Raw genomic sequence first — 26,008 nt, 5'->3', positions numbered from 1 at the left:
AAGAAAAAGCCAGCAATTGCTGGCTTTTCTCATGGGACTCGCTAAATTACTTGCAAGGGTAGACCTGCGTAAAGAAACGTATAAGTGTTTTGGATGCGCGCTCTCGGTTATATTGCGGATTTACTTGATTCCATCTCAAAAAATCCTCCAAAACCATGACTCGGGAACCAGCCTGCTGTGGGAAACAAACCGCTTGCTTTGCGTTATTTGGGCGATTGACTAGGTATGCCTGATAGACGCCCTCACCAAACCCAAAGCAAAAGTTTTGCGCGTCTATGTCATTGGTGTTTTTGCATAACTCCACCATGGCAGCCGTAGAAGCATCATTCGCCGGAATTACCGTTTGGGCTGCTACATACTGAGTGCCAAACAATAGAGTCAGCAAGGCTAAAAATAGCAATCTGGTTTTTAACTTATTCATAATTTCAGTCCTTCAATAACGATCAACGTCTAAATCCGCCCATATGGCCACCACCAAAGCCGCCACGATTACCGCCTCCGCCAAATGGATCATTGCGGGCATCAGAGCGCGCCTGATCTCTCATAGCGTTTTCTTGGGCAGCTTCACGATAAGCATTGGGATTGGATCTATCCTGTTGATAATCATTACGCCCCTCTTGGTTTAAGCGATCTGCTTGCGCACGCTCTTGTGATGAAGCGTTTTTGTCAAAAGCATTGTTGGCACGCTGCGCATCTGATCTCGCTGCTTGCTTATCTTGTGGCGTGGCATTATTTTTCCAATCATTGAGTAAGCGCTGTTGATTCTGAATACTGCTTGGCCCAATCAAACCTCGAGTCGATCGACCGGATGGGCTGACATTGTTATTCACATTAATTGTGCCAGTTGACCAGGCTGGCGTCGCCCAAAATGCATCCCCTACTGCTAGTCCAACACCGAAAGCCATCGCACCCCATGCAGGGTTGTAGACAGGATATGGGGGATAGTCAGGATAAGGCCATGCCCCATAAACCATCGTGGGGTTATAAGTTGGTACATACACAATTTGAGTATTGGCTGGCAAGATCAAAATATTTCCACTGGCATCAGTGGTCACAGTCATTTGCTGGTTAGTTTTCAGGGCGCCAGACTGCATAGCACGCTTTCTCAAAGACTGTACTGCCTGCATTGTTTGGGTAGGCTGTAGTTTGTAAGCATTGCCCAAATTCTGCACCCACTGCAACTGATTACCCATCATATTAAAAGCCTGTGGAAATGACATTAGTGACTTTATGCTGTCATTCCATGACTGGGTCTTTAAAGCGCTTTGTAATGCATCACCTTGCAGGCTTGAGTTACTAGTACGCCAGTTATAAGCCTCGGCGACCTCTAATGGATATGTGGAAGCCAACAGCATCAGAGAAAGCAATGAATCTGGGTATAAAGCAATCGGAGAAACTAATGACTCTAGCTGCGCATTCGATAAAGTCTGTGGCGTACTTGAATAAGCTGGATTCTGTGAATAGGGATCCGCATTACTAGAGCAACCTCCAAAGCTAATAAGGCCTAATGAGATAACAATAGCTGACAGTGGGCGTAATAAGGATTGTTGGGGGATCATTCTCATACAAACTCCAAAGTATTGAACTAATGATGCTTACGTTGATCTTACAAACAATTTATCCTGGTCTAAATAAATACCCAGAACGCGCCTTCGCTTTGCGTCTTTTATTCAGCGTGCCAAAGAAAGCAAACAACATCCATATGGCTAAGAATGGGTCGAGTAGATAATCCCAAAGATTGGCAGACTCATGCCAATGGGCAGCCCAGGCGATGATTGCAATCGCAATGATCCAAACACCCGTGGCCCAGTTAGCCAAGCCACACACTAAAGCAAAGAGCAGGACCGCGATCAAGAATGCGATAGAGCCGTAACCCCAAGCATAGGGATCTACCATGCCAAGACCCAGAGCAAAGGGATAAAAGCCTAAAGCAATCATGGCAATGGCAAGCTTAAATATGCTTGGCGTCGTCTTACTTGAGGGGAGTAAAGAACTCCAGAGCAAGAGCGTCAAGACAATACTCAGATCACCGGTCACGCCACGCACATAGGCAGCAAGCGGTAGCTCCATACCTAAACCCAGGGGCCAAAAAAAGAGATTTCCTAGTAATAGGATGAGGCATATTTTTGCGATAACAGGAAATTCTTGTTGAGAGAACTTTTGCAAGATCAATACCAGTACTACTGCAGAAGTAATTGAGAGCTCTATTAAGGCAATGGTTTGCATCAGGCTATTCATTGCTGTACCTCCTTTGTAACGGGGTCTGTTTCAACTGTTTGCAGTTGATTATTTGCCCGCTTTAACCACGCCCCCGAGAAGTAACGATGGCGAATCTTTTTGCGATCCCATGTGTAGACTAAATGAGCATCACTGCCATCCGCACTCATAAGGTAGGGATAAGAAAACTCTTTACGATTCGAATCTGGCAAAGCTTCATCATCTTCCAAGACCTCTACGACTTGCCATTGATTTGATTTGGTGTCGCTCATTAATAAAGTCAAACGATAACGCCCTGTTTCAATATTGTTCAGCACCAAAATACGCACACCATTATTTAACTGTAAGCCAGCAACCGCAGAATTCGGGTTAGCGATCGGTAAGTCTGGCGCTAGCTGCCAAGACTGTCCTGCATTTTGCGTTTGACTCACTGGCACTTGCTTTGCCTGACCAGAACTTCTGGTTTGTCGAAAGAATGCAATTCCTTCCTGCGGAGTATTGACAAACACCAGGGGTTGAATAGCGCTTCGACCTGAACTCATCCGTCGCTTATCAATCACTTGACCAGCATCGATTCTTAAGAACTCACCAAAGCGTCCTATCCACTCGTGATAGGCAGGCAGACCTAGACGTCCATCACTCAATTGCACTGCGGGGGATTTAACTAAAGTGCTGAGATTAATCAAAGGTGAGGTGATGAGTCGCTGTGGCTTATTCCAAGTTAAGCCCTCGTCATCCGACATGATGCTGGAGATCGAGCTACCAGCCCATCCGCCAATTGAAACGGTGACAAAGAATAATTGCAGACGACCATCTGCCATTCTGCTAGGGACGGGATTACCGAGTTTGGCGATATAGCGCGATAAACCCGTTTCAGCACTCACGCGATCAATTACTACCGTAGGTGCGCTCCAACTAGAAGCCTGAGGATCAAAGACGGCACTGTAAATAGAGACGTCTGCAGCCCCTTCCCGACTGCCAGCAAACCAGAAGGCGCGAACTGCGCCATCCTTTAAGGCAATCAAGGATGCGGCATGGACTGAGGCAGCGCCGGTATCTGGCAACCAAGTCGCTATGGGGTTAGGGATACTGGGTTTACTCGGAACGTTGGCAATCTTAGACTTGCTTAAGGGCTGCGGTTCCATTTCTTCTGCAACTGGTGCAGGATCGCTGATTGCAATAGGTGCAAAAGGTGCCCAAGCGGGACGACTATCGAGATGCAAAAAGCCAATCACTGCAGCGAGTAATAAAAAACAGAGGGCAATGACACGGCTCATCTACAAACATCCTTCACATTCAACATTTCTGGGTTAGATACGGGAGTGGCAATCAGATACTCATGCACGAACAAATATCTTCCGATTTGACCTCTGAGCATTTCTTGTATTTCTTCATCTGAGTGTCGGGCCCTCATTTCTAGTCTCTGCCCCACTATTTGACAAGAGTCACACAAGGCAGGAGTTGAGCCCAGCGGCGTGTGCACTGCCACTAAAGAATAGGTACTAGTGAGACCTGAAACATTACCAGCGTCTTTAGCTAAATAGCCATGAAGTTTTGCCCCTGGTAACAACAAGCGATACTCTTCGTCCTTTGCCCGATAGTCACAGGGTATCCATACATCCTTACCCTGCATCTGAGCAATAGTTGCCTCTGAATAGCGCCCTAGTTGACCCTCTAGCGGAGCAAGACTACTCGTTAATGCGCAATAGCTCAGAAAGCATGCTGCTAGGGCCAAAGTCTTGGTGTGATTTCGCCGGATTAAGCCCACTAAGACAATCGCCAAGCTAGCTGCCATCCCAATCCAATGCCAGTAAGAATAGGCCCATGAAGCTTTCTCACCCATAAAGCCAGAGAGTTGTAAGTTCGCGGCAATCCAGAGTAATACGGCAAGCACGAAGAACTGTAAAAGCAAAGCGACCCGAAAACCCCATAAAGGCAAGCGGTCCCAATGCAAGGCAATCAATGCCGCAAACGCTGGCATCACTGGCAATAAATATCGGCCAGAGCGTTGACTAGGAAAACTAAACACCATGAAGAATGCCGCAACCAGTAATAAGAGCAGGGATTCTTCTATATTAAGGAAGCGACGCTCACGCCAGCACTGAATTAAAGTGGACAGCAAGACAAAAGTGAATAAGCCAGCATTAGCTAATGTCGTGATGAGCAGCAGCCCAATACTATCGCCACCCCGAATTGCATCCAATAAGTAATTTGAATTTCGTGCCGTAAATTTTCCTGCGTTTTCGCCCAGAACAAATTCCCTCCATACCGCTTCTGGGTAAGGATCTAAGGCAAACCATAAGGCAAATACTCCAATCGCGAGAACGGCAACTAGCAATACCTTATAGAGATCATGCACTAGTGCTTTGGGAATACTCCACTCCCGCCAACGCCAGTAATACAGACCTAGTGCAAATGAGGCAGGGACAATATACGCAAAAGATTTAGCAAATAAAGCCAGACCAAAACAAATCCCGGCAAATACGGGAAACAAGAATTTAGACTCAAAGGCACACTTGCCCCAATAGAGGATCGCAAGGAATGGGAGGCTAAGCCAGAAAACTTCTGGCGGGTCTGTTAAAAATGGCCGGCCATAACGGTAAGTTGCGAAGAAAGAAAGCCACACTAGTCCTGCCAAAAGACCAGTTTGTGCTTTTCCGCTAAATCGGCGCACTGCTAAAAATAAGAAAAATGCTGTGAGGCCGGTATACAAAATGCTGGGCCAACGTAAATTGATCAGAGACCATTCGCTTGCCCAATGCGTACTAGCAAGACCCTGCCAAAAAATGAGGGGTGGCTTGGTGTTTTTAATCCCGTCCATTTCAGACTGAAGTGGCAGCCAATTTCCTGCTTCAGCCGTCATGCGAACAATATGCATATAGGGATACTCATCCCCATTTTTTGGTGCAAAGCGACTATCTAAGCCATAGAGATAGGTAAATACACCTAAAAGTAGGATTAAGAGTGCTGAACGGTAAGAAAATGAGCTTCGCATAGCTCTATTTTATAGGGCTTGCAAGATAGTCGAAGAAAACTGTACTCATACCCATTTGAGAATGAGCTTATGAAAAATGAATCTGAGGCAAATCTCCGCTTTAGGGAACTTCTTGATTAAGATACTCATAAGATAAACACGTAAAGATTACCCAGATTCAATCTGAATGGAGATAGACCACATGCGAGCAAAGTTTCTAAAACCCGCAATCTTAGTATCGATTTACCTTGGCTTAGGTCATGGAGGTAGCATCGCTCTTGCGCAAAATGCCGATGCTAGCAATTTATATAAACGGGGCTTAGCAGCCACTTGTGCTAACTGTCACGGCACGGATGGTAAAGGAGTACTTGACGGCGGAATGCCTTTGATCAATAACCTCACTAGCGAGCAAATGCTGACCCAACTAAAAGCATATAAATCAGGTGCCCGCGAAGGCACTATCATGCCGCAATTAGCCAAAGGCTATTCTGACGAGCAACTTGAAACCATCGCCAATCAACTTGGCAAGAAATAATAAGGAAGCCCATCATGGATCGTCGACATTTTATTGGTCAAAGCGCAGCAGCGCTTGGTTTACTCGCTGGCTTTTCTGGACAGGCGCGTGCTAATTTACAAAAAGCAGAAATCCTCGTGATTGGTGGTGGGTATGGCGGTGCTACAGCCGCTAAATATCTCCGCCTATTCTCAAACAACACTGCAAAGGTAACGCTCATTGAACCAAATGCTTCTTTTGTATCTTGCCCACTCTCTAATTTAGTAGTGGGTGGATCTCGCACGCTTGCTGAGCTCACAACTCCTTATGACAACCTCAGCAAACGTCATGGCATCAAAATGATCCAGGATAGCGTTACCAGCATCGATGCAGACAAAAAAACGGTCAAGCTAGCATCCGGAAAAACACTGCGCTATGACAAGGCCATTGTTTCTCCTGGCGTTACCTTGATGATGAATAGCATTGAAGGGTTAGCGCAAGCAAATCAAGCTGGTGTTACTTTGCAAGCCTGGAAGGCGGGAGCCGAGACGGTTGCCCTTCATAAGCAATTAGCCGCCATGCGCGATGGCGGTACGTTTGCCATTAGTATCCCCGAAGCGCCTTACCGCTGCCCTCCCGGTCCTTATGAGCGCGCTTGCCAAGTGGCTAATTACTTGAAACAGAACAAACCGAAATCTAAGGTATTAATTTTGGATGCCAACCAAGACGTCACTTCAAAAGGAGCTTTGTTCAAAAAAGTATGGGCTGAGCAATATCCCGGCATCATTGAGTATTTGCCAAAATATAATGTCACTGCGGTTGACGCCAAAACCAAGACGATTAAATTTGAGGTACAAGACGACATCAAAGCAGATGTATTGAATCTGTTGCCTGCGATGAGTGCCGGTGAAATTGCCTTCAAAACAGGACTAGCCAATTCCAATGGTCGCTGGGTCAATGTAAATTACTTGAACTTTGAATCCACTGCGCAAAAAGATATTCATGTATTGGGTGATTCAATCCAGGTTGCTCCCGCGATGCCAAAGTCCGGTCACATGGCTAATCAACACGCTAAAGTAGCAGCGGCAGCAATCGTTGCTGAACTGAGTGCTTGGGAAGTCAACCCCGCTCCAGTACTAACAAATACTTGCTATAGCTTTGTCAATGATCGTGAAGTGGTTCACGTTGCCAGCGTGCACCAATACAACGCTGCCGAAAAGACCTTCAAGACCGTTCCGGGCTCTGGTGGGGTCTCTCCGGCACCCTCCACTCTAGAAGGCGTTTATGCCTGGGGCTGGGCCCACAATATCTGGGCCGATAGTTTGGGTTGACATAGATCAACCCTTGCGAAAAAAAGGGGTCCACGGGCCTCTTTTTTTGTTTATCTAAGTCCAAATGAGAAATATACTGAGCGAAATAGATTATAAAAATGGAGATTTCATGAATATGACCCCGAATTCACCAAAAGACGCGTCTAAGATAGAGGCCATTGTTGAAAAGTGGACAGTTCCCATTGGCAACCTCTTTGTTTCCCTCTTCCATCGCATTGCTTTATTTGGAATTGGTGCTGCAACAGTATGGTCTGCTGTAGTTGCTTTCATGGGAATGGTTAATAAAGGCTCAGCTTCGATTGAGGATTTGCTTTTACTCTTCATCTATTTAGAAATTGGTGCCATGGTTGGTATTTATTTCAAGACCAATCACATGCCTGTTCGCTTTCTGATTTATGTAGCTATTACCGCAGTTACCCGCCTCATCATTGATTTAGTCAATACTAAACATGAAGCAGATATGGCTATTCTATTAATGGGCTTAACTATCTTAATTTTGGCGCTCGCTAATGCAGTAGTGCGCTATGCCTCTCATAAATTTCCTAGTAGGTCTGGCGATAACGAATAGATACCCCTTAGCGCATCATCGATGTTCTATGAATGCAATACAACGTAAGACCTAGAAAGCCCCATGATCCAAATTAGAAAATCCCAAGATAGAGGTTATGCCGACCACGGTTGGCTAAAAAGCTTTCACTCCTTTTCCTTTGCTGGTTACCAAGACCCTCAGTTTATGGGCTGGGGGAACTTAAGAGTAATTAATGAAGATCAAGTAGCCGCTGGAAGGGGTTTTGGCGAGCATGGTCATCGAAACATGGAAATCATTAGCTATGTTCTCTCTGGTGAATTGGCGCATCAGGATAGCATGGGCAATGTCAAAGGGATACCACCAGGTGATGTGCAACGGATGAGCGCAGGAACGGGTGTTACCCATAGTGAATTTAATCACGCCAAAGACCAAACAACCCACTTGTTACAAATTTGGATTGAGCCAAACGTCCTTGAAATTCCACCCAGCTATGAACAGAAAACTATTCCCTTGATCGAGAAGCAAGGCAAGTTACGTTTAATAGCGTCTCCAGATGGTGCAGATGGTTCTGTAAAAATATCTGCTGATGCTAGAGTTTATGCTGGCCTCTTTGATCATTCTCAAACAGCGCAAGTACAGATCGACCCCAAGCGGAAAGCCTATGTTCATCTCATTCGTGGATCGCTTGATGTTAATGGGCAAAGTCTTAATAGCGGTGATGCCTTACTCATAGAGAATGAATCTCAGCTCAACTTCAGTCGTGCTACTGATGCTGAAGTGCTGTTTTTTGACTTGAGTCATTCCTAATTACCTATTGTTAATTGACGATAATTGCATTTCAAGATAGCCATTCAGTAGGATTAAAACAAGCTCATGAAATTTAAGGATTACTATGAAACGCTCGGTGTAGCCCGCTCTGCTACTGAGTCAGAAATTAAGGCGGCCTACCGCAAGTTGGCCCGCAAGTATCATCCAGACGTCAACAAAGAAGCTGGTGCCGAAGACCAATTCAAACAACTCGGTGAAGCCTATGCGGTCTTAAAAGACACGGAGAAACGCGCAGCTTACGATCGCTTTGGTGCCAACTGGAAAAATGGTCAAGACTTCACACCTCCCCCAAATTGGAATGAAGGTTTTGAATATTCTGATAGTAGCTTTGGTGGTGGCAACCCTGGATATGGTGGCGGCTTCGAAGGAGATCAGAGCGAATTCTTTGAATCCCTTTTTGGTCGAGGCAGACAGCGTCAAGGGGGGCGTGGTGGGCAGCAAGGTCAAGGGATGAACTTTAAAGGTCAAGATCATCATGCCAAAATTTTGATTGATCTTGCGGATGCCTATAACGGTGCTAAACGTACCATCGCTTTACATATGCCAACACTTGACGAGGGCGGTCACGTTAGCACACAAGAACGTAAATTAGATGTCAGTATTCCGAAAGGAATAAAAGCGGGACAAAATCTTCGTCTCTCAGGCCAAGGTAGTCCTGGCGTAGGTAAAGGACCTGCAGGTGATCTCTATTTAGAAATTGATTTTCATCCAAACCCGATTTATCGCGTTGATGGCAAGGATGTCTTCATTGATATTCCATTGGCACCGTGGGAGGCTGCTTTAGGTACTACTGTGAATGTCCCCACTCCAGCAGGATCGACATTAGAACTGAAGATTCCTGCGGGTACAGTTGCAGGCCGTAAGATGCGCCTCAAGGGTAAAGGTATTCCGAGTGCAGAGCCTGGTGACTTATATGTAGTACCAACCATTGCATTACCCCCCGCAGCAACTGACTCAGAAAAAGAGGCCTATCAACATTTTGAGAAGGCTTTTGATTTCAACCCTAGATCTCACTTGAAGGGATGATGATATGACCCAAACGAATATCACTTGGATTGAAGGTAGCGTTGTAGAAAATGAAGTACACATGACTATTGTGGAGCTCTCACATGCCTCACGCACGCCACAAGAACTAATCATGTCTTGGGTGACCGAGGGTGTACTCAGCCCTACTGGCGCATCACCTGAAGATTGGCGCTTTGGTGGTGACTCTCTCAGAAGAGCCAAAACTGCTGCTCATCTCACGCACGACCTAGAACTCAACGTTTCTGGCGTCGCCTTAGCACTGGATCTCTTAGAGGAAATTACGCAGCTACGTGCCCTTTTAAAGCGCCAGAATTTAGCCTAAGTGAGCTTGAGCTATGACTCGGAGCGGCTTAAGAGCTGCTCCCAGCGTTGTAAGCTGTGATCTAACTGCCCAGTAATCTCAGTTAAACGTGCCTGCATACTAGCAGCCAACTCAGGTTCATTTTTATAGAGCTCTGGGTTACTCATGGCAATCCCAATCTTCGCCTGTTCCGTCTCTAGTTCCTCGATTTGCAAAGGCAAAGTCTCTAGCTCTTGACGCTCTTTACCATTGAGCTTTTGCACGCTACTCTTGCTTGCAGGCTTAGTCTCAACCTTGGCTTCCATCTTGGGTACTACCTTAGCTTCCACCTTGAGCTCGGATTTATTTAGAGTCTTCGTAGCCGAGTTGCTCGCACGAATTTTGTCAGAGCGCGCTTTTTGAATCTTCCAATCCTCATAGCCGCCTTCATACTCACGCCAGAATCCATCACCCTCATGGGCAATGATGCTAGTAACCACGTTATCCAAGAAATAACGATCATGACTGACCAAGAAGACAGTCCCTTTATAGTCTTGCAGTAATTGCTCAAGTAAATCTAGGGTATCAATATCCAAATCATTCGTTGGCTCATCCAATACCAATACATTGGCAGGTCTCGCAAATAAGCGCGCTAGTAGCAAACGGTTACGCTCACCACCAGACAAGGTACTTACCGGAGAATTAGTGCGCTCTGGGGCGAATAAGAAATCACTTAAATAGCTCTTGACGTGCTTTTTATTACCGTTAATTTCAATCCACTCACTACCAGGACTAATGTAATCTTCAAGAGAAGCATTGAGATCTAAGCCTTCACGCATTTGATCAAAATACGCAACCTCAATACGGGTACCCATCGTTGCCGTTCCGGAGTCAGGAGCAATGGTGCCAAGAATCAGTTTGAGTAAGGTTGTTTTACCAGCTCCATTCGGTCCAAGCAGGCCGACCTTATCGCCACGCAAAATCGTTGCGGTGAAATCAGCAACAATGGGTCTATCGTAAGATTTACTGACATTCTGTAGATCGGCAACAATCTTGCCGCTGCGATCTCCTGCAGAAACCGCTAACTTGACTTGACCCATCGCATCCCTGCGCTCAGCTCGACTATTACGCAATGTTTCTAGGCGTGCAATACGCGCCACGCTGCGAGTACGGCGCGCTTCAACCCCTTTACGAATCCATACCTCTTCTTGAGCCAATAATTTATCAGCCCTCGCGTTGGCTAATGATTCGGAGTTCAGTTCTTGCTCTTTTAACACTTCGTATTGTGTGAAGTTACCGGGATAACTGCGCAGGATTCCACGATCTAACTCGACGATTTGCGTACATACATTATCCAAAAAGGCGCGATCATGCGTCACCAGAATGACTGATCCTTGATATTCCTTAAGGAGCTCCTCTAACCAAGCGATGGAATCTAAGTCCAAGTGGTTGGTTGGCTCGTCTAGCAATAAAACATCCGGCATCTCCACTAAAGCACGGGCAAGTGCTACGCGCTTCTTGGTTCCGCCAGAGAGAGTGCTGATTTTGAGATCTGCTTCTAAATGCAGGCGGTCTAATGTCTCGTAAACCCGCTGCTCCCAGTTCCAACCACTGAGGGCCTCTAACTGCGATTGCACTTCATCCAAACGATGGTGTGAGGCATCATCCCACTCACCCACACTAAGAGCCTCGTATTCTTCACGCAAAGCCTTAGCCTGTGCTACACCCTTAGAGACCGCTTCAAAAATAGTTTCCTCAGCATCAAAAATAGGTTCTTGAGGAACATAGGCAATGCGCAAGCCCTGTTGATACTGCAGAAGTCCGTCATCCATTTTTTCGATGCCGGCCAATATCTTCAATAAAGAAGATTTGCCGGTGCCATTGCGGCCAATTAAGCCAACACGCTCACCCGATTCCAGTGAAAAAGCCGTGTTTGCGAGGAGGTCAACGTGGCCGAAAGCCAGTTTTGCATCAGTAAGTACGATTAAAGCCATGGCGACATTATCACCACTTCCGAAAAAGACGAGCTATTTTAGGTCTCAGCCAAAAAAATAAGACCCCTAAGGGGCCCTATCTCAAGCACTAAGAACTGAATTCTTAGAACTTATAAGTCACACCCACTGCTGGCATCCATGGGTTCAGGGTTAACGTACCTAAATTGGTACCACCGGCAACCGTCTTAACCTCAGTACTCATAGTTGCGTATTTCAAATCAAGGTTCATACCCCAGTTTTTATCAAACATGTAGTCCATACCAATTTGTCCAACTACACCAAGACTAGATTGATTAACCGTTACAGAATTTCCAAGTGCAGGGAAGTTTTGACGATTGCCGAAAATAGTGTAGTTCACACCGAGACCTACGTAAGGTTTAAACGCACCTAAATCTGTAAAGTGGTACTGCGCTAATAAGGATGGTGGTAACGCAGTAATTTTACCGACGTTAGTATTGCCAGATCCAGCGGTAATATTTACTTGTTGTGGATAGGTTAATACCAACTCTGCAGCGATATTTTTAGTAAAGAAATAAGAAACATCAAATTCAGGAATCCATTGATTCTGTGCCTTGATGTTTAGAGACTGGACTGATCCATTTCCGCCAGATTGCCCATTCTGAAATAACAAATCTACCGCACGCACACGAACCATCCATGGATTCTCTGCTGCGGCTTGGGCCTGTGCGGCGATTGGTGCTAGGGATGCTACTGCAGCCATTGCTGCAACGAGAGTTTTAATACGCATGATGATTTCCTCTTGATGATCAATTTGATGAGTTCATTTTCGAATTGATGAGGAGCGGGCAATTTGATACAAATCAAATTGAATGCGCTTGTAATTTGTATTTTTGCTTAAAAGCAACAGTGTTTAGTTGCTTACTTGATGTAGATCAAAAGGACTCAGATTAACCCTCATTCCGATCCTGCAATCTACCTACAAAACCTTAGAATACGTTCCTTTAGCCTGCGACTCTCTCAGATGTCTATCGAAGGTCATTGCTACCCGTCTAGCCAGCAGTCTGCCCTTGATTGGTACTTGCATATTGACCCCCTGCCATTCCAACAAGCCGGCATCCTCGAGATCTTTGAGTTCCTCTAGCTCCACTTTGAAATAGCTAGAAAAATCAATGTGATGCGCATTTGCAAATAATTCGGTATTGAGGGCAAATTGGCACATCAACTCACCAATTAATTCACGGCGCAATAAATCATCGGGATTTAATTGCAAACCTCTGAGCACTGGTAAATGCCCCTGATCTAGAGCTTCGTAATACTCATCTAGGGTACGAATATTTTGCGAGTAACAATCATCTACCTTGCCGATGGAGGAGATTCCAAAAGCCAAGAGATCGCATTCTGCTTGAGTTGAGTAGCCTTGGAAATTGCGATGTAGCTTTCCTTCTTTTTGTGCAATGGCCAACTCATCATCCGGTTTTGCAAAATGATCCATACCAATGAAGACATAATCCGCCTCACCTAAACGAGTAATAGTATTGGAGAGAATATCTAACTTATCAGCTCCAACCGGGAGATCTGCTTCTAAGATGCGTCGCTGCGGCTTAAAGATATGAGGTAAGTGAGCATAGTTGTACACAGAAAGACGATCAGGATTCATGGTTAAAACGGCATCAACCGTTTCTTTGAAAGTCTCAGGAGTTTGCTTCGGTAAACCATAAATCAAATCGACGCTTCTCGACTTAAAGCCATATTTTCTTGACCAGTCCATCACAGCCTGAGTCTCTTCAATTGTCTGCACTCGATGAACTGCCTCTTGTACGGCAAGATTGAAGTCTTGAACACCAAGACTAATCCGGTTAAAGCCCAATTCTGCCAAGAGCGCAATATCTTTCTCGGTCACGCGCCGCGGATCAATCTCGATAGAGTATTCACCTCCAGGCAATAACTCAAAATGTTCTCGTGTGAAATGCATCAACTCAATCATTTCTTCATGAGACAGAAAGGTTGGAGTTCCACCACCCCAGTGCAACTGAGTGATTGGAATCTTTTTCTGCGCCCCCATAGCTGAGGTGACCATTGCCATTTCTTTCGCTAGGTACTTGATGTACTTTGCACTGCGGCCGTGGTCTTTTGTAATGATCTTGTTACATCCGCAGTAATAACAAATATTAGGGCAAAACGGTAGATGAAAATAGAGGGATAGGGGCTCGTTTGCTTTGGCAACCCGTTTTAATGCACCGAGGTAGTCAGCTTCTGAAAACGCTGCATCAAAACGGTCAGCGCTTGGATAAGAGGTATATCTGGGTCCATTGATATCGAACTTTTTCAATAATTCAGGATGAAATAAAACTTCTTTTTCGTCTGTTGGACTAGGAGTTACCACAGAGTTCATAAAGGGTTCGTCAATTGTTATCAAGGCTGTGAAGAGAGGTAATCTAATGCAAGTGCTTCGGCTACTTTAATCCCATCAACGCCAGCCGACAAAATTCCACCAGCATAGCCAGCACCTTCACCAGCAGGATAAAGGCCTTTAATGTTCAAACTCTGAAAGTTAGCCCCTCTCGTAATGCGCAAAGGTGAGGAGGTTCTGGTTTCTACTCCGGTTAAAACAGCATCCTTCATTGAAAACCCTTCGATTTGCTTTTCAAAGGCAGGTAAGGCCTCACGTATGGCTTCTATTGCATAAGCGGGCAAACACTCCGCCAAATCCGTTAAGTGCACCCCTGGCTTGTACGAAGGTTGCACACTGCCGAACTCGGTTGAAGGCTTTCCTTCTAAAAAATCACCTACTAACTGCCCAGGGGCTTCATAAGTGCCGCCACCAAGCTCAAAGGCTTTGGATTCAATCGCGCGCTGAAATTCGATACCCGCTAGCGGACCGCCTGGATAATCCTCTGGAGTAATGCCCACGACAATACCTGCATTTGCATTACGTTCATTACGAGAATACTGACTCATGCCATTAGTGACAAGGCGCTTGGGTTCTGATGCAGCAGCTACCACCGTACCACCAGGGCACATGCAAAAACTATAAACAGAGCGCCCATTCTTGGCGTGGTGAACCAATTTGTAATCCGCGGCTCCAATCAGTTCATTTCCTGCGTGCGGACCAAGACGCGCTTTATCAATGAGTGACTGAGGATGTTCAATACGAAATCCTACCGAGAAAGGCTTAGCCTCCATGAATACGCCAGCAGCATGCAAATCCTCAAAGGTATCCCGCGCACTATGGCCCAGAGCAAGAATGACATGGCTTGCAGGTAAGTCATCGTGGCCTTCAATCTTGACACCAGCAATTTGCTCCTCCTGAATATCAAAGCCAATGACTTTTTGATTAAAGCGAATTTCACCACCGAGATCAATAATCTCTTGCCGCATCTTCTCCACCACGCCAACTAAACGGAAGGTTCCAATATGAGGCTTAGCAACATAAACAATTTCCTCGGGGGCACCCGCTTTTACAAATTCATGAATGACTTTGCGACCGTAAAACTTAGGATCTTTAATTTGGCTATATAACTTACCATCTGAAAATGTCCCTGCCCCACCCTCACCAAATTGCACATTCGATTCCGGATTCAGAATATTTTTACGCCATAAGCCCCACGTATCTTGGGTACGTTCGCGAACTTTTTTACCACGCTCAAGGACGATGGGTTTAAAGCCCATTTGCGCCAAAACGAGCGCTGCAAATATTCCACAAGGACCAAACCCGATCACCACAGGGCGCAATGCCTTACCAGCCTCAATCGACTCAGGTGCTTTGGCTACAAAATGGTAGCTCGTATCTGGCGATAGTCTGATATGGATATCGCCGTCAAATTGCTTTAGCAGACTCTCTTCATTTTTAGCAGACAGATCTACTGTGTAGATAAATGACAATACTACGTTTTTTCTGGCATCGTAACTGCGCTTGAAGATCTCAAACTGGATTAAGTCTTGAGGAGGTATCTTCAGACGCTTCAAAATCGCTGCTTCCAAAGCTTCTGGAGCATGGTCGATAGGTAAACGCAGTTCGGTGATACGGATCATGGGACTCTACGATACACAGTAATTTGAAGCCTCCTCATCTCTTCTGGGGAGCTTCTAAGCTTAAATAATACTGCTTAGGGCTGGCTAGTCATCATCCGAGGGCTATAAAGGCGATAATGCGGCATGGCTCTACGCGCAACTATCCACAAAGCCGACCTTCACGTCGCAGACTCTGACCGCCACTACTACGGCAGCCACTCCCTCACTATTGCTAAGCACCCTTCGGAAACAGAAGAGCGGATGATGATCCGAATCATTGCTTTTGCCCTACAAGCCAACGAAGATTTGGTCTTCACTAAAGGCTTGAGTGATACTGATGAACCGGATCTTTGGATCAAGGACCTCACTGATGCGATCAAGTTATGGATTGAAATCGGCCAACCCGACGAGCGTCGTATTCTTAAAGCCTGCGGTAGATCAGATCAGGTGATTGTGTATTGCTATGGTGGCCATACAAGCAAAATTTGGTGGGATGGGATTGCCAATAAACTAACGCGTGCGCGTAACCTGCAGGTGATTGCAATTCCAGCAGATCAAGCAGCAGAACTCAATAAACTAGTTGAACGCAGTATGGTGCTCCATGTCAACGTCCAAGATGGTGAAGCTTACGTCTCCTCTGAACAAGGGCAAGTGACGATTACACCTGAAGTATGGCGTAGCAATCAAGCGTAATTCCTTGGTAAAAAATGAAAGTCTTTGTTTTTGATACTAATGTCTTGCTAGATCTATTTGTGTTTAACGATTTCAGAGCAATTCATTTAAAAGCAGCACTACTTAGCCGCCAAATTGATGCCCTAGCAAGCCCAAAAACACTCGAGGAATTTACTGACGTGATTTCCCGCCCCCTGTTTTCTTTAGAGACGGACGCTCAAGAAACAATTCTTGCAGAGTGGCGCTTACTTGCCAGAGTATTAGAAGATCAAAACCTCTTATCTGCCCCCTGGCAATGTCACGATGCTGATGATCAAGTCTTCCTGGATCTAGCCTTTACCGCAAAGCCCTGCACCCTCATTAGTAAAGACAATGCCCTATTAAAGCTTGCCAATAAGGCGGCCAAAGAAGGAATACGGATTACCGTTGACTACACAGTCTAAGAATTACGCAAGGTATTGCCCGCAGTAAATCTGTAAGGAATCGGGGATATATCTAGAATGGAGTTCGGGATGGGATTTACCATCACAAGACCATACTGAGAAAGTGCATCGTTGACATGACTAAAAATAAAATGGCGGATCCTGATGATGGCCTATTTAAACCAGGCAGCAAACTGAAACACATCAAGACGGGTGGTTTTTATAAAGTGCTGTTGCTAGCCAATATTGAAGCTACGCTCGAACCTGCCTATGTTTACGAATCCATGCAGTCAAATGACTTTTGGATTAGACCAAAAGCGGAAATGGAAGATGGGCGCTTTGAACTCATTGCACCCTGAAGGAGATGGCAATATGACCGATGACCGAATTACTAATCTCGAAATCAAGTTGAGCTTTACCGAGGACCTGATCGAAACACTCAATGAGACCGTCTATAAGCAACAGCAACAAATTGAGTTTCTGTACCGGGAGCTAAAGGACATTAAAGAGCAAGCCAGTAGTGCAGGCACTGGTAGTGGGAGCCTCAAAGATGATATTCCGCCCCATTACTAAACCACTGCTAAGATTGTGCTGTAAGTGCCGTTTTCTACAACCTCAATAGAAAGACAACTATGGGTAACTTAACGCTATTTCTGGTCCAGTGGGGCTTAACTTCTTTATCTCTTTGGGTAGCTAGCTATATTTTTAGTGGCTTACGCTTTGCAGATGGTAGCTCACTGATTATTGCTGCTCTCGTCCTAGGCTTTGCTAACGCCATTGTTAAGCCGCTGTTGGTGCTCTTTACGCTACCACTCACGGTCCTCACCATGGGTCTATTTTTGCTAGTAGTCAATGCCTTAGTGCTAATGCTGGTATCTGCAGTAGTGAGCGGATTTACAATCTCTAGCTTCTGGACTGCACTTTTTGCCAGTATCTTTATTTCTTTATTCAGCCTCTTTATCAGCGGCTTGGTTTTCTAATACAACTTCTGGATTAATTCGATCCAGGATAAATACTCGTCCAAGAGTGCAGTGCTGCAGTACAGGACTGCCTCTTGGATGCGGGTGATTTTGCATTTTCAGCAGCAATACTGATGCCACCAGTTAAAAAGCCTAGTCCAATAGAGACTGCGCTGTTCACAACGCCCTCTTTACTTACTCCGACTTGAGGGTTTTGTAGAGTCCCTACCAACTGCACTAAGCCGCCTAAATCAATGCCTGTTGTAATGCCTGATTTTTCTTGGGGATCGATCTTGATATTAATCACTTCCGTATTGAGATTCACATTGCCCGATAGGGCAACATCCAATCGATCGGTTTCTACACCAACGGAGTTCTTTAAGGGAATCATGCCATTAGTAAGCGGTAAATAAGCAACTGCACATTCCAGAATTGTATTGTTAGTCTTTTTGCGCATGGGATTGACGGCATCTAAAACCGTGATTACAAAATCTCCGCCTTTATTGAGCAATTTAGAATCGAGAGTGGCATTGTTAATAGAGATCTGCAGCGCCCCGTTTGAAGAGGCGGCCATCTGATGCAAACTTTTACCTCTACCTGATAGGTTAAATGCAAGCTGTGTATTGCCGCCACTCACTTTTGCATTGGAGTTTGTGCTGGCAATTATTTGCTCTAGCGTAAATCCCTTAGCCATGCCCTTCATACTAAGAAGTGGGCTGGCGCTATTGAATTGAGAAATCACACCCTGAGCTTGAGCCTGACCTTTGCCAAGATCAAAGCTCATGCTATTCAGCTCAAGGATATCGCCTTTAAACAGCAGGCTCGCCTGCAGATTTTTAAATGGGGCTTGATCTGGAACGTTTAACTCGGCAATATTAATCGTTACTTTGCCGCTAGCCTCAGGGATCAAGTCAAATGGTAGTGGCTGGTCGCTAAAGAAATACTTCGCTTCGGACTTTTTGGGGGTAACTGGCTTCTTCGCATTGGTAGAGGCGGAGGCAGCGGCAGCCGCCGCCAATGGAATTAAATCAAATGATTTAGAACTCATTTTAAGATCAAATTGCGGTAACTGCTTTGGGTTTTTATCAATCTGCCCAGTGATGTCCAACGCTTTTCCGTTTAAGGAGAGATTGAAGTCGAGTTTCATATTGACCGGAGATTGATCCCAGTCGATGAGGGCCTGACGTAATGCGCTGGTCTTACCCCTCAAGCCCAATTTATAGTTTTCATATTGAAGATCCAATAAGACAGTTGTTTTGCTGCCGCCACCTTCTAATGAAAATTGAGGCACTGTAATCAATTGCACAGCATTACCCACGCCTTGATAGCTAATCCGTGCATCAGACATATGAATGGAGGTAATCGCCACAAAATTACTTTCACCGGATGAAGTGTCTGTAGTTGCAGTGTTTGGAGTTTTTGCAGTAGCAGCAGTTGAAGTAAGTGCATTTGTACTACCGCTATTTTTTGCATTGACTGAATCTGCTGGGCCACTCGGAACAATGCTTGGTGGACTTAAATCCCAGTTATCTTGCCCCGCTTTATTGGACTGCAAATGAAGTACTAGACCATTGGCACTAATGCTGCTAATTTCAACACGCTTTGCAAAGAGCGGTAATAACTTTATATCGAGCTCAACTTGTTTTAAGCTAAGCATCTGGGAATCGCTTGCCCATTGCGCATTACTTAAACTCACTTGCTCAGCCTTTAAACCAATCGAGGGGAAGAAAGTGAGGCTTACGGGACCGGAAATCGTCAAATCCCGTCCCGTAGCATCTTTTACCGTAGAGCTCAAAAATTTTGTTAGTGCCCCCGTATTGATCGATGACACGGCATACCAAGAAATCAAGCCCCCTATACCCAATATAGAGATAAGAACCATGAAGAAGATTTTCAGGGGTTTGCTCATGATGTATTCATTCTATATCGGAGCAAAGTATGCGGTGGGGTCTAGACTAAAATAGGCGGTATGAGTACAGATAGCCTACCGAAATGCCCTGCTTGTCAGGAAGACATGACCTACCCTGATGCAGATAACTTTGTCTGTGCGCAATGTGGTCATGAATGGCCAATGGCTTTAGCAGCCGAGGAAATAGAAGTGGGCCTCATCGTGAAAGATGCCAACGGCAATCTATTGGCTGATGGTGACACAGTAACCCTGATTAAGGATCTGAAAGTGAAGGGCTCTTCCACTACATTAAAAGTGGGCAGCAAGATTAAAGGGATTCGCTTGGTCGCAGGCGACCATGAGGTGGACTGCAAAACAGAAGCAGGCAATATGTTACTGAAAGCCTGCTTCCTGAAGAAAGCCTAAAGATACCGACTTAATTGCTCGCCTTTTTCAATACGGCATAAATCTGGTCCTTTAATAGCAATTTTTCCTTTTTTAAGGTTTCAATTTCCTCCGGAGTACCGGGTTCAGTAAAAGCCTCCATTCTTTGAATTTTCTGGTCCAAATGATTGTGTTTATCGAATAAATGAGAAAAGTGACGATCTGAAGTTTTCAGCTTAGTAATTAATTCACGATATTCAGGGAACATAGATTCTCTTCAAGTTAGGGTTGTATAAAACTGCTTTTTTAGTTTATCAATGCCCCCGCTTTAGGACAATGGATTTAGTAATTATTTATATTTAAGCCCTGCCCTGATAATTAGCAGGAGAAACCCCATACAAGCTTGGTTATTTACTTACAGAAACTGAAGTAATATCAATGGTGTATTAAACACAATAAAACCGAAAAGAAGGGTAATGAACCATGGCTACAAAGAAGTCTCCAGCAAAAAAGAAAGTAGCTACTAAGGTGGTAAAAAAAGCCCCTGCAAAGAAAGCTGCTAAGAAAGTTACCCCTAAGAAAGTGGTAGTTAAAAAAACAGCCAAAAAGGTAGTGAAAAAAACGGCTCCCAAGAAGGCGCCGGCAAAGAAAAAAGTGCCAAAAAAAGTGGTAGCTAAAAAGCTGGCTCCCAAAAAACCTGCTGCAAAGAAAGCCGCTAAGAAAGTAGCATCTAAAAAGGCTTCCTCTAAGTCCCCTAAGGTGGATCAATATGGTCTAGAACAAGATGACGAATTTCATGGTCTGTACTTTGCTAAATCAACCAACAAAGGTTTAGTTGAAGTCAAGCCGTGCACCTTCTCATTAATGTATTGGTGGAAAGGCTTGCTTGGCTACCCCGACATGATCGAGATCTCCAAAGGCAGTAATACTGCAATGCTACAGTTTGAATCGACTTTTGGTGGCGGTGACTCTGGCGAAACTGAGCTAACCGAGAAAGATGTTCTGGATATTGATCACATCATTGAAGTAGACGAGGAAGAAATGTTGATCTCTCTCTACTCCTATGTACCAATCCCTGTTCCAGATAAATTAATTGGTGCCTTGGGCTTAGCCATACTCAATATCAACCCAGAAACCCGTTATGGCAGCTTAGAACTTTGCTCCACTGAAAACGAAGAAGGCAAAACTGAGCATTTCTTACGTTATCGTGCAGCCACCTACTTACGCGGCATTAAGCTAGGTAAAGTTGAAGCGATTGAAAGCATGGTTACCAATGGTTCTGAGTTTTTTGGTCTTGCTTTAGATGCAATGTGCGTCAATAAGTCGATTAAGAAATGGTTGCTTAGCTAATAGCAGTCTTATCTACACGAATAGATATAAGTCAAAGGAAAACGGTCATTGACCGTTTTCCGACTTTCCAAAATCCTGACAGTTTGCTTACCTGATTTATTGCACTCTGCAAGAGCAGCAGCCTGCGCTTCATCTTCTTTTGCATTCTTAGGCGCATGTACCCCGATAGTTCCATCTGATTGCAGATAAACCCCAAAATCACTTTGGGGGGTACTACAGGCTATTAAAGTCAATGCTAGCAGTTGAAAACTACAGCGGCTCAGTTTCATAAATAGATAATTTAGCTTCATTGAGAAATCTTAGCCTGCATTACTGTGCAGAGCTACCACCTGGTCGATAACGATCCATCACCGTATCCAGCGAGTCATTGCTTATATCTGGATTGCTTTTTTGTAGGCAGCTTAACAAATATTGCTTATTAGCTTGTTTTTGATTTGGGTTTGGTAGCGAACCCTGTGGAGCAGGATTGACATTATTAAAACAGGTTCTAAATTGGTCTGGAGTGACCCCTAAGTCTCGACTAATCTGATCAACTGGTCTTCTGCCGTCGTCTCTCATTGGCATAATCTGAGTGGGAGAATTCATTCTAGGTGGCGGCAGAGGCATACCCTGAAATCCAGGCCTTGGACCCATCGGTGGAGGCCCCATCTGCGCATAGGATTGGCCTGTTATTAGCCATATGAATATAGAAAAAAGGGATAAGCGAAAACACATACATCACATCTTACCCGAGTCGCTCTCAACACTACCAAGCATCAACTACATCAAAACCGAAACCTTTACAGTAAAAAAATATTCAGCCCCCTTGCGTACCTAAAGTATGTAGCATTAGCGCTAAGCATAATCGCCACAAATCGTATTTAAGACTTTCTAGCGATAGCTTCAAACTGCTGCCGTTCTGCAATAAAAGCATTCACCACAATGGGATCAAAAGAAGTACCGCTATTGCTAATAATCTCTGTACAGGCCTCTTCAATAGTCCATGCTTTCTTATATGGGCGCTCGCTAACTAGAGCATCAAATACATCTGCGATCGCCATAATCCGACCTTCAAGCGGAATATTCTCACCTGCTAAATTTCTAGGGTATCCAGTTCCATCCCATTTTTCATGATGGGCCCCCGCTACTTTTATAGCCACCGATATTAAGTCGGTTTCTGCATTATCAGACTGAGCGGTAGACAAAATACTTTCTCCAATTAACGGGTGTCCTTGTATGATCTCCCGTTCCTCGTCTGTCAAGCGCCCTGCTTTTTTTAGTATCTGGTCCGGTATACCCACCTTACCTAAATCATGCAAAGGTGCTACCTTCACCAATCGCTTGATATGGTCTTCAGTAAGAAAATCCAAATGATGCCCCGAAGACCTAATGCGATCAGCCAGTAGCTTCACATATTTCTGAGTACGAATAATATGGGTACCTGTTTCATTATCTCTAGCTTTCGCTAAAGAATTCAGGGCGGACAGCATTTGGTTTTCTTTAGCAGTAATTTGTTCCCTTGCCTGCTCTAAATCCTGAAGATACTTTGTCATTGGTTTGATAACAAGCCATTTAACGATAGGGATCGTTATTAGCATCAGCAGTGCCATATCTAGAAAAACAGTTAAAAGATTTGGTAATTCCCCAAAAGATGGCAGCACAAACATAATTAAGGCTTCACCAATACCAATAGTGGCAATTAAAACAACATTAAGTCTTCTAATTGGATTGTATTTTTTGATATGAACCTTAGACCTTTAGCTTGGCGGAGAGGGAGGGATTCGAACCCTCGGTACCTTTGATAGTACGCCTGATTTCGAGTCAGGTACATTCGACCACTCTGCCACCTCTCCGAACCGAAAAATCATTATAGCCAGCGATAGCAAAAGCCTTATACCCGTTATTGACTAAGGCATTGACAGACTAAAAGAGATAAGTTACCTTAATATAGATATACTGATATGTATATCTATGAAAGGATTTACTCATGAATATCCAAATTTCAAAATGGGGAAATAGCCTAGCGCTACGCATTCCTGCTGCATTCATCAAAGAAATCAAGCTTAAAGATGGGGATAAGGTTGAGGCAACCCTATCGAAGGATGGATCATTAATTATTAGGCCACAAAAATTGGACCGTAAGGCAATTGCAGCGGAACTCAGAGCATTCAGGGCCACATTGAAGATGGGCAAATCCGTTATGGATGAAGTTCGTTCAGAGGCGCGCTACTAATGATTTATGTTGATACTAGTATTTTTGTGGCTTTGTGCACAAACGAACCAAAGAGCGATGCAGCTGACAAATGGCATGAAAACAGTTCCGCAAGAATGATTTCTTCAACCTGGACATTTACCGAATTTTCCAGCGCACTGAGCCTTAAAGTCAGAACGAATCAAATAACGGAGAAGCAAAGTCGCGAAGCCTGGAAAAAATTTGACGACCTCTGTCAAAACGATATTGAACTGATGCCCATTGAAAGTAAAACATATTATTCCGCTGGAATTTTGGTTGTAGATAGCAAGTCAAACCTCAGGGCTGGTGACGCACTTCATTTAGCTTCCGCGAAGCAACTAAAAGCTAAATCTTTGGCAACGCTAGATAAAGTTTTAGGAAAAAATGCTGATAGAGTAAAAATGAGAGCTGTTTTAATTTAATTCGGCTTAAGCACTTCTAGGCCGCCTAAATAGGCTTGCAATGCTTTTGGAATAGCAATACTGCCATCAACTTGTTGCTTGTTCTCGATTAATGCAACTAATGCCCTGCCTACTGCTAAGCCAGAACCATTCAAGGTATGCAGCAACTCTGGTTTGCCTTGCCCCACTTTAAATCTGGCTTGCATCCGTCTTGCTTGGAAGTCACCCATACTGGAGCAAGAGCTTATCTCGCGATACGCACTTTGTGATGGTATCCAAACTTCTAAGTCATAAGTCTTAGTGCTGCCGAATCCCATATCACCAGTACACAGCAATACTTTTCTGTAGGGTAGCTCGAGCAATTCCAAAATCCTTTCTGCATGGCCTGTTAATTCTTCAAGGGCTTGCATAGAGTCTTCTGGTTTAGTGATTTGTACTAACTCGACTTTGTCAAACTGATGCTGCCGAATCATGCCTCGTACATCACGGCCATAGCTACCTGCTTCAGAACGGAAGCATGGGGTATGCGCTACGAATTTCAATGGCAGAGTATCTGCATTGACAATCTCATCACGAACTAAATTGGTTACCGGAACTTCTGCAGTTGGTATGAGATAGAAATTTTCTATTTTGGATTCACCATCGCCGTCCTCGCCACCCATTTGACGGGGCACCTTAAAAAGGTCTGCTTCAAATTTGGGCAATTGGCCAGTACCACGCATGGATGCTGCGTTCACCATATAGGGCGTATAGACTTCTTGGTAACCGTGCTGTGTGGTGTGGGTATCGAGCATGAACTGCGCTAAGGCGCGATGTAATCTTGCTATCGATCCTTTAAGCACTACAAAACGTGAGCCACTAATCTTGGCGGCTGTCTCAAAATCTAGACCTAATGGACCACCAAGGTCAACGTGATCGTTGATCTCAAAATCAAAAATGGGCGCTTCACCCCAGCGCTTAACTTCTTGATTCTCGGTCTCATCTTTACCAGTTGGTACAGACTCATCAGGAAGATTGGGGATTCCCATTAAGAAATCCGATATCTCCGCTTGCAGAATCGTCAATCTTGCTGAGCCAGATTCCATATCCACATTAATCTGACTTGCCTCAGCCATTTCGGTAGAAGCATCTTCGCCCTTTCCCTTTTTCATACCAATGGCTTTTGCCAATTGATTGCGCTTGGCTTGTAATTCTTCGGTACGGGTTTGTAAAGATTTGCGCTCGGACTCCAGGGCGTTAAATTTCTCAACATCGAGTTCAAATTTACGAGTAGCTAAGCGCGCTTGAACTGAAGCGATATCTTTACGGAGTAATTGCGGATCAATCATATCTTGCTCTGGGTTGCTCTAGTTTTAGATTTAGACTCTAGTTTAAGCGTAAGACTTCAGCGCCGGCAGGTGGCGTAAAAGTAAAGCGATTTAGCGGGAGGTTGACGTTTAATTGAATCCTATCTAGCGTTACAAGAACCACGCTGCCTAGCCCATCAATTAACTCCAAAGCTTTAGGTAAACCGTTAACCATACCAATAGAAATCTTGGTATAGGGCAGGTCATTACTATTCTGAGTATTGGGGTTCTTCTTCGGGGATAAGGCGACCCACTTCATCCCTAAGCGCTCTTCACCTTCAACTAAATCGAAACTTTGATCCAAGGAAGCCTCGCCAAATAATATTGCTGCTGGGGATGCAGATAAAGCCTGACCCGCTGGACGAAAAGTGGCTTGATTCAAATCCTTATCCCACAAAATGAGTTGCTTGCCATCCGTAATCAGTTTTTGTTCATAAGGTTTTTGGGTATCCCAGATAAAGCGTCCAGGACGCTGGAACACAAAGCGACCTTGAGTCTGGCGCACAACCTTGAGACCTTTTTCTGAGGATTCATTGGCTCTCGGTGCGCGCAACTGTTGTTGTACAAAATCACCCTCAGCAGTCTTGGAGTTACGCACAAATTGGCGCAATTGCTCTACACCGCTTTCAGCATCAGCAGCAAAGGCACTGATAGAAAAAGTTGTGGAAGTCAAAATTGCAAATGGGATTAGCAATGAAATTACCAATGCGGATAAAAATCTTTGCAAAAT

Annotated in this window: 31 protein-coding genes and 1 tRNA gene; 15 read left to right on the top strand and 17 right to left on the bottom strand. The window is 44.7% G+C overall.

Translation table 11 applies throughout. The annotated features are described in order from the left end of the window. Nucleotides 1-46: 46 nt before the first annotated feature. The 5 genes from ICN45_RS09985 to ICN45_RS09965 are packed head-to-tail and all read right to left on the bottom strand — an operon-like array spanning nt 47 to nt 5,212. Entirely contained in the window at nt 47-421 is a 375-nt protein-coding gene (locus ICN45_RS09985) for a Rap1a/Tai family immunity protein (RefSeq protein ID WP_216175504.1), read from the bottom strand. Nucleotides 422-443: 22 nt separating this feature from the next. After that, nucleotides 444-1,565: a DUF3300 domain-containing protein gene (locus ICN45_RS09980; protein WP_216175503.1), complete on the bottom strand. Its 1,122-nt coding sequence runs from the start codon at nt 1,563-1,565 to the stop codon at nt 444-446. Between the two features lie 52 nt (nt 1,566-1,617). Then, on the bottom strand, nt 1,618-2,238 hold the full coding sequence (locus ICN45_RS09975; RefSeq protein ID WP_216175502.1) for a hypothetical protein: 621 nt from the start codon (nt 2,236-2,238) through the stop codon (nt 1,618-1,620). Further along, nucleotides 2,235-3,494, bottom strand: coding sequence for a sialidase family protein (locus tag ICN45_RS09970; protein ID WP_216175501.1), 1,260 nt, complete (start codon nt 3,492-3,494; stop codon nt 2,235-2,237). Before ICN45_RS09970 ends, ICN45_RS09975 begins: the two co-directional genes overlap by 4 nt. Beyond that, nucleotides 3,491-5,212, bottom strand: coding sequence for an ArnT family glycosyltransferase (locus ICN45_RS09965; protein ID WP_216175500.1), 1,722 nt, complete (start codon nt 5,210-5,212; stop codon nt 3,491-3,493). The genes ICN45_RS09970 and ICN45_RS09965 overlap by 4 nt, the downstream gene beginning before the upstream one ends. Before the next feature lie 181 nt (nt 5,213-5,393). Between ICN45_RS09965 and ICN45_RS09960 the strand changes: the two genes are divergently transcribed. From ICN45_RS09960 to ICN45_RS09935, 6 genes are all read left to right on the top strand, one after another. Then, nucleotides 5,394-5,726 (top strand): c-type cytochrome, encoded by a 333-nt coding sequence (locus ICN45_RS09960; RefSeq protein ID WP_216175499.1) that lies wholly within the window; start codon nt 5,394-5,396, stop codon nt 5,724-5,726. Between the two features lie 14 nt (nt 5,727-5,740). Next, nucleotides 5,741-7,015, top strand: a complete 1,275-nt coding sequence (locus ICN45_RS09955; protein ID WP_216175498.1) for an NAD(P)/FAD-dependent oxidoreductase — start codon at nt 5,741-5,743, stop codon at nt 7,013-7,015. A 109-nt stretch (nt 7,016-7,124) separates the two neighbouring features. Further along, nucleotides 7,125-7,583, top strand: a complete 459-nt coding sequence (locus ICN45_RS09950; RefSeq protein ID WP_216175497.1) for a phosphate-starvation-inducible protein PsiE — start codon at nt 7,125-7,127, stop codon at nt 7,581-7,583. A 63-nt stretch (nt 7,584-7,646) separates the two neighbouring features. Next, entirely contained in the window at nt 7,647-8,351 is a 705-nt protein-coding gene (locus ICN45_RS09945; protein ID WP_216175496.1) for a pirin family protein, read from the top strand. A 66-nt stretch (nt 8,352-8,417) separates the two neighbouring features. Next, nucleotides 8,418-9,398: a DnaJ C-terminal domain-containing protein gene (locus tag ICN45_RS09940; protein ID WP_216175495.1), complete on the top strand. Its 981-nt coding sequence runs from the start codon at nt 8,418-8,420 to the stop codon at nt 9,396-9,398. 4 nt (nt 9,399-9,402) lie between these two features. Then, a complete protein-coding gene (locus ICN45_RS09935; protein WP_216175494.1) occupies nt 9,403-9,720 on the top strand; it encodes a chaperone modulator CbpM in 318 nt (105 codons plus the stop codon). Between the two features lie 11 nt (nt 9,721-9,731). Here ICN45_RS09935 and abc-f read toward each other — a convergent pair whose 3' ends face one another. The 4 genes from abc-f to ICN45_RS09915 form a co-directional block, all read right to left on the bottom strand. Beyond that, nucleotides 9,732-11,672: a ribosomal protection-like ABC-F family protein gene (gene abc-f, locus ICN45_RS09930; protein WP_216175493.1), complete on the bottom strand. Its 1,941-nt coding sequence runs from the start codon at nt 11,670-11,672 to the stop codon at nt 9,732-9,734. Nucleotides 11,673-11,775: 103 nt separating this feature from the next. Then, complete coding sequence (locus ICN45_RS09925; protein WP_216175492.1) at nt 11,776-12,420, bottom strand: OmpW/AlkL family protein; 645 nt, start codon at nt 12,418-12,420, stop codon at nt 11,776-11,778. Between the two features lie 189 nt (nt 12,421-12,609). Then, nucleotides 12,610-14,025 carry an oxygen-independent coproporphyrinogen III oxidase gene (hemN, locus tag ICN45_RS09920; protein WP_216175491.1) on the bottom strand — a complete coding sequence of 472 codons (1,416 nt, stop codon included), beginning with the start codon at nt 14,023-14,025 and terminating at the stop codon, nt 12,610-12,612. 20 nt (nt 14,026-14,045) lie between these two features. After that, nucleotides 14,046-15,665: an NAD(P)/FAD-dependent oxidoreductase gene (locus ICN45_RS09915; RefSeq protein ID WP_216175490.1), complete on the bottom strand. Its 1,620-nt coding sequence runs from the start codon at nt 15,663-15,665 to the stop codon at nt 14,046-14,048. A gap of 123 nt (nt 15,666-15,788) precedes the next feature. On the opposite strand from ICN45_RS09915, the gene ICN45_RS09910 reads away from it, so the two are divergent. The 5 genes from ICN45_RS09910 to ICN45_RS09890 all read left to right on the top strand — a co-directional run bounded on the left by ICN45_RS09910 (nt 15,789) and on the right by ICN45_RS09890 (nt 17,718). Beyond that, on the top strand, nt 15,789-16,337 hold the full coding sequence (locus ICN45_RS09910; protein WP_216175489.1) for a YaeQ family protein: 549 nt from the start codon (nt 15,789-15,791) through the stop codon (nt 16,335-16,337). A gap of 14 nt (nt 16,338-16,351) precedes the next feature. Next, a complete protein-coding gene (locus tag ICN45_RS09905; protein WP_216175488.1) occupies nt 16,352-16,759 on the top strand; it encodes a putative toxin-antitoxin system toxin component, PIN family in 408 nt (135 codons plus the stop codon). Between the two features lie 116 nt (nt 16,760-16,875). Further along, nucleotides 16,876-17,097 (top strand): hypothetical protein, encoded by a 222-nt coding sequence (locus tag ICN45_RS09900; RefSeq protein WP_216175487.1) that lies wholly within the window; start codon nt 16,876-16,878, stop codon nt 17,095-17,097. Beyond that, complete coding sequence (locus ICN45_RS09895) at nt 17,078-17,311, top strand: SlyX family protein (RefSeq protein ID WP_255531139.1); 234 nt, start codon at nt 17,078-17,080, stop codon at nt 17,309-17,311. The genes ICN45_RS09900 and ICN45_RS09895 overlap by 20 nt, the downstream gene beginning before the upstream one ends. Nucleotides 17,312-17,370: 59 nt before the next feature. Beyond that, on the top strand, nt 17,371-17,718 hold the full coding sequence (locus ICN45_RS09890; protein WP_216175486.1) for a phage holin family protein: 348 nt from the start codon (nt 17,371-17,373) through the stop codon (nt 17,716-17,718). 13 nt (nt 17,719-17,731) lie between these two features. Here the strand turns inward: ICN45_RS09890 and ICN45_RS09885 are convergent, their stop codons facing one another. After that, nucleotides 17,732-19,606, bottom strand: coding sequence for an AsmA family protein (locus tag ICN45_RS09885; RefSeq protein ID WP_216175485.1), 1,875 nt, complete (start codon nt 19,604-19,606; stop codon nt 17,732-17,734). Between the two features lie 60 nt (nt 19,607-19,666). Between ICN45_RS09885 and ICN45_RS09880 the strand changes: the two genes are divergently transcribed. Continuing rightward, complete coding sequence (locus ICN45_RS09880; RefSeq protein ID WP_216175484.1) at nt 19,667-20,011, top strand: zinc ribbon domain-containing protein YjdM; 345 nt, start codon at nt 19,667-19,669, stop codon at nt 20,009-20,011. A 10-nt stretch (nt 20,012-20,021) separates the two neighbouring features. Here the strand turns inward: ICN45_RS09880 and ICN45_RS09875 are convergent, their stop codons facing one another. Then, nucleotides 20,022-20,237, bottom strand: coding sequence for an HP1242/YdcH family protein (locus ICN45_RS09875; protein WP_216175483.1), 216 nt, complete (start codon nt 20,235-20,237; stop codon nt 20,022-20,024). A 215-nt stretch (nt 20,238-20,452) separates the two neighbouring features. Between ICN45_RS09875 and ICN45_RS09870 the strand changes: the two genes are divergently transcribed. After that, the gene (locus tag ICN45_RS09870; protein ID WP_216175482.1) at nt 20,453-21,319 is read left to right on the top strand and encodes a hypothetical protein; all 867 of its coding nucleotides are present in this window, start codon (nt 20,453-20,455) and stop codon (nt 21,317-21,319) included. Between the two features lie 8 nt (nt 21,320-21,327). Here the strand turns inward: ICN45_RS09870 and ICN45_RS09865 are convergent, their stop codons facing one another. The 4 genes from ICN45_RS09865 to ICN45_RS09850 all read right to left on the bottom strand — a co-directional run bounded on the left by ICN45_RS09865 (nt 21,328) and on the right by ICN45_RS09850 (nt 23,151). After that, nucleotides 21,328-21,588 (bottom strand): hypothetical protein, encoded by a 261-nt coding sequence (locus ICN45_RS09865; RefSeq protein WP_216175481.1) that lies wholly within the window; start codon nt 21,586-21,588, stop codon nt 21,328-21,330. A 40-nt stretch (nt 21,589-21,628) separates the two neighbouring features. Beyond that, a complete protein-coding gene (locus ICN45_RS09860; protein ID WP_216175480.1) occupies nt 21,629-21,883 on the bottom strand; it encodes a hypothetical protein in 255 nt (84 codons plus the stop codon). Between the two features lie 296 nt (nt 21,884-22,179). Then, a complete protein-coding gene (locus tag ICN45_RS09855; protein WP_216175479.1) occupies nt 22,180-22,965 on the bottom strand; it encodes an HD-GYP domain-containing protein in 786 nt (261 codons plus the stop codon). 96 nt (nt 22,966-23,061) lie between these two features. Further along, nucleotides 23,062-23,151, bottom strand: a tRNA-Ser gene (locus ICN45_RS09850). Nucleotides 23,152-23,285: 134 nt separating this feature from the next. Here ICN45_RS09850 and ICN45_RS09845 point away from each other — a divergent pair. After that, on the top strand, nt 23,286-23,531 hold the full coding sequence (locus ICN45_RS09845; RefSeq protein WP_216175478.1) for an AbrB/MazE/SpoVT family DNA-binding domain-containing protein: 246 nt from the start codon (nt 23,286-23,288) through the stop codon (nt 23,529-23,531). Continuing rightward, nucleotides 23,531-23,953, top strand: coding sequence for a type II toxin-antitoxin system VapC family toxin (locus ICN45_RS09840; protein ID WP_216175477.1), 423 nt, complete (start codon nt 23,531-23,533; stop codon nt 23,951-23,953). The genes ICN45_RS09845 and ICN45_RS09840 overlap by 1 nt, the downstream gene beginning before the upstream one ends. On the opposite strand, the gene serS is transcribed toward ICN45_RS09840, so the two are convergent. Together serS and lolA are read right to left on the bottom strand one after the other, a co-directional pair. After that, nucleotides 23,950-25,260: a serine--tRNA ligase gene (serS, locus tag ICN45_RS09835; RefSeq protein ID WP_216175476.1), complete on the bottom strand. Its 1,311-nt coding sequence runs from the start codon at nt 25,258-25,260 to the stop codon at nt 23,950-23,952. The two genes, ICN45_RS09840 and serS, sit on opposite strands and share 4 nt — an antisense overlap. Before the next feature lie 37 nt (nt 25,261-25,297). Beyond that, on the bottom strand, nt 25,298-26,005 hold the full coding sequence (lolA, locus tag ICN45_RS09830) for an outer membrane lipoprotein periplasmic chaperone LolA (protein WP_255531138.1): 708 nt from the start codon (nt 26,003-26,005) through the stop codon (nt 25,298-25,300). Nucleotides 26,006-26,008 lie beyond the last annotated feature (3 nt).

Source organism: Polynucleobacter alcilacus, from assembly GCF_018881545.1.
Classification (GTDB): Bacteria; Pseudomonadota; Gammaproteobacteria; order Burkholderiales; family Burkholderiaceae; genus Polynucleobacter; species Polynucleobacter alcilacus.
This window is presented reverse-complemented; position numbering and strand designations above follow the sequence as displayed.